The following is a 1,775-nucleotide window of genomic DNA, read 5'->3' as shown; positions in this document are numbered from 1 at the left end:
ACAAAGTCCTGCGCGAGATTCGGGGCAGTTTATGAAATATCCGGGCTAACAGACTTCCCGGACAAACTTGCCAGCCATATTGAGGTGCTGAAAACCACTGGCCTGAACAAGGAGATACAAGACAGTGTTAGAAAATCACCGTTAACCGTTACCGGTCAGCGGGACTATCTTAACCTTCTGGCAAAGGCGGCAAAAGTATTTAACTGTCCGGAAATAACCGACCCGGTTTTGACTGCCCATGAAAGTAATATCCCCGGAAGAAAATTATGTTTTTTTGCGTCCGAACAACTGGAAGCATTAATGGACAATGCCGGATTTATTATCGAACCATGCGAACAAGGCAAGGCACCCCATTACCCGGTATGGAGTCATGGTGATCAGGATAAAATACGAATTATTGGCAAAAAACCCGCATGATTTGCCATTTTTTTTCATACGCCTTTTAATCAGCCTTTCAAGCCTGAGCTTGAACTCTTGAGTTCTTCGTCAGATCAACCAAAATGCTACCCTGTGTTTGCAGGCATGTAGCATGATTGCCTCTTATGCAAAGGACAATTTGATCCATTGATACAAAGTATTATCCGACAAATCAAAAATAAAACGTTGTCAACCATTAAGTCATTGTTCTGAATTTCTCCAGAGGCTATAGTAACCCTAATAACCGAGCCTTCAGGGAAGCTATGAAAGAATCCGATTTCATTGCCCTAGATCAGAAAATCAATTATCTGCTAGCCCTATGTCAGAAGCTGACGACCGAAAACAGGCAACTTCGACAGCGAGAGCAGTCCTGGATAGCTGAAAAAGCCAAGTTGATGGAAAAAAACGACGTTGCACGTACTAAAGTAGAAGCGATGATCCAGCATCTCAGGTCTCTGGAGCATGAGTCATGACGGATAAATCATCAGTGACGTCCGTTCATATTCTGGACAAGGAATACCGTGTTGCCTGCCCTAAGGATAATCAGGAGTCTCTTTACACAGCTGCCCGCTACCTGAACGATAAAATGCATGAAATCCGCTCTTCAGGCAAAGTTATTGGAATTGAGCGAATAGCCGTGATGGCCGCCCTGAACATCAGCTACGAATTAATGCAGAGCCGTCGTCAGAATGAAGATGAAAAGCAGGACACCCAAGAGCATATTGACCAACTGCTGGGTAAGCTGGATCAGGCACTGGCTGTCGTCGAGCGTTGATCTGATAACCTTTTGAGATGTTCACGAAAACTGATAGCAAAAAAAAACTTGCATACATCCCCAAAATAGTCGATATAATGCCGACGAAACCTCCCTGGCTTGTTCGCCAGTCATTTACGTCCCGAGCCGATAATACTACCCGGGGAGTTCCTGGCAGGTGCTGGAGTGCAGGTCCGCCTTGAAGCGGAAAGCCCGAACCACCTCAGCAGCTCCCACCGTGACCGTTACGGCCACGGGCAAGCGTGGCAGCGGCAGGGTGGGGAGGTTTCAATCATAATGTCTCACCTTGTATAATATCCTTTCAAACCCAAGCAAAACAAAGAATTACCTGTCTTTTCCGTGCATATAAAACGACCAATTTCTTCTGTCTCAAATAGTATTCTTGATTCATGCAGACCTTGGAAACTCAATCAAAGTATTCCTTGAGGGATACAAATGTATCCCTTTGAAATTTTCGAAAATGCGGTCACGGGGGTTACACTGATCGCTCTATAAACAAAAATGTAACTATTCAGCACCCAGCAAAGGCATATTACTGCAATTCTGAACAGCTCTAAGTAGTGACTGGTATATATCCATACCC

3 protein-coding genes and 1 other RNA gene are annotated in these 1,775 nt (G+C 44.8%); all 4 read left to right on the top strand.

The genetic code is table 11. The features are described from left to right. Window positions 1–417: hypothetical protein (locus tag KDK14_RS00045; protein ID WP_257262965.1), on the top strand; the 417-nt coding region annotated here is incomplete at its 5' end. Window positions 418–680: 263 nt separating this feature from the next. Beyond that, on the top strand, window positions 681–890 hold the full coding sequence (locus KDK14_RS00040; RefSeq protein WP_257262964.1) for a TIGR02449 family protein: 210 nt from the start codon (window positions 681–683) through the stop codon (window positions 888–890). Further along, window positions 887–1,192, top strand: a complete 306-nt coding sequence (locus KDK14_RS00035) for a cell division protein ZapA (protein WP_257262963.1) — start codon at window positions 887–889, stop codon at window positions 1,190–1,192. The genes KDK14_RS00040 and KDK14_RS00035 overlap by 4 nt, the downstream gene beginning before the upstream one ends. An 88-nt stretch (window positions 1,193–1,280) precedes the next feature. After that, a non-coding RNA gene (gene ssrS / locus KDK14_RS00030) (6S RNA) lies at window positions 1,281–1,459 on the top strand. Window positions 1,460–1,775 lie beyond the last annotated feature (316 nt).

Origin of the sequence: Endozoicomonas sp. ONNA2 (assembly GCF_024606365.1) — a bacterium.
In the GTDB taxonomy this organism is placed as follows: Bacteria; Pseudomonadota; Gammaproteobacteria; order Pseudomonadales; family Endozoicomonadaceae; genus Endozoicomonas.
The sequence above is the reverse complement of the archived record's forward strand: the minus strand, read 5'-3'. Positions and strand labels throughout refer to the sequence as shown.

Excerpts from the sequence above, each read along its gene's own strand:
- KDK14_RS00040 (WP_257262964.1), top strand. The coding sequence starts at position 681 with ATGAAAGAATCCGATTTCATTGCCCTAGATCAGAAAATCAATTATCTG.
- KDK14_RS00035 (WP_257262963.1), top strand. The coding sequence starts at position 887 with ATGACGGATAAATCATCAGTGACGTCCGTTCATATTCTGGACAAGGAA.